The 5675-nt window shown below is 47.7% G+C and carries 5 protein-coding genes and 2 tRNA genes; 5 read left to right on the top strand and 2 right to left on the bottom strand.

Going from position 1 to position 5675, the window contains the following annotated elements; all coding sequences use genetic code 11:
• Positions 1 to 18: 18 nt before the first annotated feature.
• From IK012_RS00155 to IK012_RS00135, 5 genes are all read left to right on the top strand, one after another.
• Positions 19 to 1431 (top strand): glycine--tRNA ligase, encoded by a 1413-nt coding sequence (locus tag IK012_RS00155; protein WP_290949086.1) that lies wholly within the window; start codon positions 19 to 21, stop codon positions 1429 to 1431.
• A 68-nt stretch (positions 1432 to 1499) separates the two neighbouring features.
• Positions 1500 to 2162: a hypothetical protein gene (locus IK012_RS00150; RefSeq protein WP_290949082.1), complete on the top strand. Its 663-nt coding sequence runs from the start codon at positions 1500 to 1502 to the stop codon at positions 2160 to 2162.
• Positions 2163 to 2313: 151 nt separating this feature from the next.
• Positions 2314 to 2763 carry a hypothetical protein gene (locus IK012_RS00145; protein WP_290949079.1) on the top strand — a complete coding sequence of 150 codons (450 nt, stop codon included), beginning with the start codon at positions 2314 to 2316 and terminating at the stop codon, positions 2761 to 2763.
• A 6-nt stretch (positions 2764 to 2769) separates the two neighbouring features.
• Positions 2770 to 4101, top strand: a complete 1332-nt coding sequence (locus IK012_RS00140; RefSeq protein ID WP_290949076.1) for a hypothetical protein — start codon at positions 2770 to 2772, stop codon at positions 4099 to 4101.
• Complete coding sequence (locus IK012_RS00135; RefSeq protein WP_290949073.1) at positions 4101 to 5417, top strand: hypothetical protein; 1317 nt, start codon at positions 4101 to 4103, stop codon at positions 5415 to 5417. The genes IK012_RS00140 and IK012_RS00135 overlap by 1 nt, the downstream gene beginning before the upstream one ends.
• An 83-nt stretch (positions 5418 to 5500) precedes the next feature.
• Here IK012_RS00135 and IK012_RS00130 read toward each other — a convergent pair.
• Positions 5501 to 5576: transfer RNA gene (locus IK012_RS00130), tRNA-Asp, on the bottom strand.
• A 23-nt stretch (positions 5577 to 5599) separates the two neighbouring features.
• A tRNA-Val gene (locus IK012_RS00125) sits at positions 5600 to 5674 on the bottom strand.
• Position 5675: the final 1 nt, after the last annotated feature.

The raw sequence follows: 5675 nt of genomic DNA, 5'->3' as shown, positions 1-5675 counted from the left end.
GCCGATAAAGGATATAAAATGGCAAAGAAAGTCCAGGATGCCCTCAAGGACATCATCTCCCTCTGCAAGCGCCGCGGATTCATTTTCCCGGGCTCCGAAATTTACGATGGCCTCGCCAACACTTGGGACTACGGTCCGTATGGCGTGGAACTCAAGCGCAACATTAAGAACCTCTGGTGGAAGAAGTTCGTCACGAGCCGTCAGGACGTGCTCGGTCTCGACAGTTCCATCCTTTTGAACCCCCGCGTTTGGAAGGCCTCCGGCCACGTGGGTAACTTCTCTGACCCGCTGGTAGACTGCCTTGCCTGCCACGAACGTTTCCGCGCTGACCAGCTCCTCGAAGACAAGCTCGGCGAAGGCTGCTGCGCCGGCAAGAATTTTGACGAAGTTCACCAGATGATGATGGACAACAAGATCGAATGCCCGACTTGCGGCAAGACCGAATGGACCAAGCCCCGCGCTTTCAACCTGATGTTCCAGACTGAAATCGGTGTTATCGAAGGCGAAGGCAACAAGGTGTACCTCCGTCCGGAAACGGCCCAGGGTATCTTCGTCGACTTCAAGAACATCGTCGACAACGTCCGCCCGCGCATCCCGTTCGGTGTCGGCCAGATCGGTAAGTCTTTCCGTAACGAAATTACTCCGGGTAACTTCATCTTCCGTACCCGCGAATTCGAACAGATGGAACTCGAGTTCTTCTGCGAACCGGGTACCGAACTTGACTGGTACAACTTCTGGCGCAAGTACTGCTTCGACTGGCTCGTGAACGATCTCGGCGTGAACAAGGAAAAGCTCCGCCTCCGCGAACATGCCAAGGAAGAACTTTCTCACTACTCTAACGGCACCACCGACGTCGAATACGAATTCCCGTTCGGTTGGGGCGAACTCTGGGGTATCGCCAGCCGTACGAACTACGACTTGACGCAGCACCAGAACGAATCCAAGGTCAAGCAGGAATACATCGACCCGGTTCAGAACAAGCGCTACATCCCGTACGTCGTGGAACCGTCTCTCGGTGTGGAACGCCTGCTCCTCGTGCTCCTCTGCGACGCCTACGAAGTCGAAAAGCTTGAAAACGACGAACGTACCGTTCTCCATTTCGACCCGAAGATTGCTCCGGTGAAGGTTGCCGTTCTTCCGCTCGTGAAGAAGGGCCAGGTGAAGGCCAAGGCCGAAGAACTCTACCAGAAGCTCCTGAACCGCTGGAACGTGGAATACGACGAAACGCAGTCCATCGGTAAGCGCTACCGCCGTCAGGACGAACTCGGCACGCCGTTCTGCGTGACCGTCGACTTCGACACCGTTGGCGAGGGTGAATCCGATCCGGCCAAGCTCGGCTACGTGACGGTTCGCGAACGCGACTCCATGAAGCAGGAACTGGTGAAGATCGACGAACTCGAAGCTTACCTGTCCGCTAAGCTCGGCTGTTAATCCGGCGTTTTTAGCCATTCGTCTAATAGGGAATCCGCAAACGGATTCCCTATTATATATTTAGTCAGATGATTCAGGATAAGTTTAAGCGTCTGCTGCTTTTTACTCTGGTTGCATCTGCCTGCCTGTTTGCAAAACCTGCAAATGCATCAGAGTCCGATAGCGATCAGTATTATTCGGGTGATATCGCTATATTCTTGGGCACGTGGGCGGGGACCACTACGGGCGCTGTGAATGATTATCTTGATGTGAGGATGGGTGTCCCGATCCTTCTTGATTTTGAATTGCAACTTTCACGAGTGGCTCTTGGCTTCTACTACGGTTTTGGGTTAATACATAGTTTCCCCTACCTCTACGATGAGGGGGGCCTTACCGAGTATGATCGTGATAATGAAGAGACGGACGAATCCTTGGGGCTTACGCTCGGTTATGCGGTATTCGCTTCGCGTTACTTTGAGCTGCAGCCTTTTATTGGTTGCGGAGGAAATATCTTCAACAATGGTCTTGACGACAAAGATTTCAGCACATTTATCTTGGGTGGGAATATCGATATCCGCATGGGAGCGAACCATGTGAAGTCTACTGATGTTGCCTTTGAGTTGGGATTTATGCTTCGTCTTAAATATATTGCGGAATTTGGTTCTTTTTCTGATAAATATAAAGACCACGAATATGAGGACTACTACATAAATCACGTATTCGCGATAAGCCTTGGTATAGCGATTTGGTAGTATGCCTTTATGTTGAAGGACCCGTTCGCGGGTCCTTTTTTGTACGTTTTTTTATTATTTTGTATTATACTTATTGGGGAATTCTTGTCTTAATTACTATAATTAGATCAAAGTTCAGATTTTTCTATTCGTTGTGAGAGGGTTGGGCTTTATGAGGTTTGCTGCGATTTTTTCTATCGTGACGATGCTGTTGTTTTTTGCATCGTGTTCTCGTGTCCCGCATATGCTGCTGAATGGTCCTAAGAATCCGCAACCGCTGCCCGATTCTGTCCAGGTTTTGTTTATCAGTGCGGCCAAAGTTCCTGTTGTTCCGCAGGAAAATGTTTATTTGGGAACAATCAAGACTGGGGCTGCTGTCGGTTGTTCCGGTGAAGGTACCATAAACTATTTACGCAAACTGGCTCGTCAGGTCGGAGCGAATATCGTCTATGTCAAGGAATCCGATGTAACAACGATCTTTTATTATAATCAATTTGGTGGATCCCATACATCGAGATGTCTTACCTTGGTTGCTGATTTCATGTATGCCGAAGCTCCCTTGATTTCTAAATGGGGTGAAGAAATAAAAAAGAAGAACGAAACCGGAATGACGGAGGAGTAGGGCTAGATGGCTATTCGTAAAGCATATCTTTTTTTGATTCTTTTTTTTGCTGCGTTTGTTCAAGCGAGAGGTTTCGAGGAATTTGAAAGATTTCTCATGCAGCCGGATAGTGCGGTCTCTTCCGATACGCTTAACAAGTTCGAGCAGTCGTTGATGCAGGAAGGTGCTTCTGAAATGTCGGTAGCCTATCGCGGACGCGAGGCTCTCATGCAGGCGATAAACAACAACGATACGGCAGCGATTTCACAGAAGATTGCTGAACTCGAAAACACGAAGCTCGATGGCGTAGTCCCTCTCGCGAATGTCGAAAAGGAAATCATATATATCGACAAGGGAATGTGGCGAGAATTGCTCGAATTTGAAGTCTCGTATTACAAGAACTTCTATGATTCCCTGGAAGCAGAAAATGTCACGTATTCGGAAAACGATGCGCTGATGTTCTATGTGAAGAAAAAAATCGACAGCTTCGATTCTACCAGGACGCTGTACGCTCAAATTTCGTACAGGATTGACAATGCGCGTTTGGATGAAGTGGATAAGATGGAACTTGCGATAATGCTTCTTCTCAGGAGTTGTTATGTCAGGAATGGAGTTTTCGATTGGGTTGCAGACTTGGCGCGCAGGTTCTGTGAAAAGTATCCGGACCATCCCGATGCCAAGTGGATTGAAAAAAGCATTCTCGAACCTGTGAAACGTGCGAATTATCATAACCTTGTAAGAGATTATCGAATCAATTACAACAAGATGCGCTCTGAAAACAAGGAAGAGAATATTAGGAAAAATCTTTATACCGGTGGCTTCGGTACCAATGTATTTTTGTTTTCTGGCGGGTTCGCTTTCGGGGATGAACTGTATCGTTCTGATTTCGTTGAAACAGAGGGAATTCCTTTCAATTTGGAGTTCTACCTGCAGATTAAAAGGTTTGCGCTTATTGCGGAATTTCTCCCTTCTGGAATCACGGATGTTTTTTCCTATAGCATTGGGTTAGGCTTTGTTGTCTTCGATAGCCGCTACCTCAAGATTCGTCCGTATGTCGCGTATGGTATTCCTGAGATATGGCTTGAAGCGAAGACGAACCTTGGTTCTGCTTCCAAACAAAAATATCTCAACGAAGGTGAAGATGATCTGTTTTCCGGTGAACGCAATTTGACGCTTGCCGTGGATGTAGATTTCCGTTTCCTTACGGCATACTTGTTCAGGGCAATGAATCATTTCTTCGGAATGTCGCTTGTCGGCAAGTTCGGTGTGTCGTATATCAGTTTCGACGAAGCGCCCTTTATTAGCGGCGAGAATGTTTCACCCTTCTTTAGCCTTGGTTTCGGGGTGTTTTTTTGGTAATGAATATGAAAAAAATCCTATCTCTCCTTATAATTTTATCTGCGGTGCTTTGTTGGTCGCAGGAAAAAACTGTTCCCCAGAACGTAATTTATTACACCAACGCGCCTTCCAAAATAATTTATCACACCAACACGCCTTCCAAAAAAGAACTGTTCAGCCGTGCGCGTGATGTGCTCAAGAAGTCTCTCGAAAATAAGAATTTCGAGCAGGCGGGCGAGGCTTACGCCTATTTGAAGGAAAATGTGACGCAAGGAGCCCCGCTGACCGTATTCGAGGAATACCTGATCGATATGGAAATGGGGCATTACGAGGATGGTGTGCGTAAGTACGCTGGCCAGCGCCGCAAACTGTTGGATTCAACCTATGTTATAGAGAAGGATGACCGCATCACTGAAAACGATGTGCTGCACAAATACCTTTACGGCAAGTTTGAAAAGTTTACGGAGCAGAAGGCGGATTCGCTGGTGAATCTTGTGGATGCTTCCAATGTAAGTACCGAACTCAAGGACCTCTATGCGGCTATGATTTATGGAGAACTTACGGTTGGCATCGAGGTTTTCTCGTACCGCAATTCGGCTTACCTGTACCGAGGTTTGCGCGATACGGTCCGTGTGGAACAGTTCCTTGCGAGGGCGCACAAATTTGTCGTTGAGAATCCATATACGGAACACACGAATTACCTCAAGAATCAGATAATCCCCATGGTGGAAAAAATATATGCCCGTGTACGCGAGTTTCGCAAAAATCCCTTCAAGCACAAGTATTATACGGGCGGTCTAGGTATTTTTGCTGGCCTTTGGACGGGCTTTATGTCTGGGGAGATAACTGAGCATGTCGAGACAAAGAAGGGTTCGAGTATTATGTTGGAAGCGACCCTCCAGATGAGGCGTATTTCTTTGAATGTATTTTGTGCTAATGGGTTTATGAATATACCTATGGATTATGACTACAGATGGGAAAAAGTGAAGGATGAGACTGTGGGTCTTTCTGTCGGGTTTACAGCTTTCGACTCCCGCTTCTTTAGGGCAGAGCCGTTTCTCGGCGTCGGGAGCTATGAGTTCAAGAATGTGGATATGGATGAATCCTCCGCATCGACGACGTTCCTGCTTGGACTCAATGCGGACGTCCGTCTGTTTGCTACAAGGCCGAAACGATACGGCGGCCCTTCATTTGCCCTAGTCGCCCGTTTGAAATACATGGCGATGTTTGGTTCGTATACGGACAACTATTATGATTCGAGAAATGGTAATGTGAGAATCAATGCCGATTTCGTGTCTCACCATTTTGCTATCAGTCTGGGCGCGTTCCTTTGGTAAGATGATGCCGCGCTGGCATAGCGTGGCAATTTTGGATTTCGCTCAATAAACGAAAAAGCCTCTCGAAAGAGAGGCTTTTATCGCGGGATAGACGAGGCTTGAACTCGCAACCTCCGGCGTGACAGGCCGGTGCTCTAACCAAAATTGAGCTACCACCCCAAATCGTTTCCGATTTTCGGTAGTGGGCGATAACGGATTCGAACCGCTGACATTCTGCTTGTAAGGCAGACGCTCTGAACCAACTGAGCTAATCGCCCG

Origin of the sequence: Fibrobacter sp., assembly GCF_017551775.1 — a bacterium.
Classification (GTDB): domain Bacteria; phylum Fibrobacterota; class Fibrobacteria; order Fibrobacterales; family Fibrobacteraceae; genus Fibrobacter.
This window is presented reverse-complemented; position numbering and strand designations above follow the sequence as displayed.

Excerpts from the sequence above, each read along its gene's own strand:
- IK012_RS00155 (WP_290949086.1), top strand. The coding sequence starts at position 19 with ATGGCAAAGAAAGTCCAGGATGCCCTCAAGGACATCATCTCCCTCTGC.
- IK012_RS00150 (WP_290949082.1), top strand. The coding sequence starts at position 1,500 with ATGATTCAGGATAAGTTTAAGCGTCTGCTGCTTTTTACTCTGGTTGCA.
- IK012_RS00145 (WP_290949079.1), top strand. The coding sequence starts at position 2,314 with ATGAGGTTTGCTGCGATTTTTTCTATCGTGACGATGCTGTTGTTTTTT.
- IK012_RS00140 (WP_290949076.1), top strand. The coding sequence starts at position 2,770 with ATGGCTATTCGTAAAGCATATCTTTTTTTGATTCTTTTTTTTGCTGCG.
- IK012_RS00135 (WP_290949073.1), top strand. The coding sequence starts at position 4,101 with ATGAATATGAAAAAAATCCTATCTCTCCTTATAATTTTATCTGCGGTG.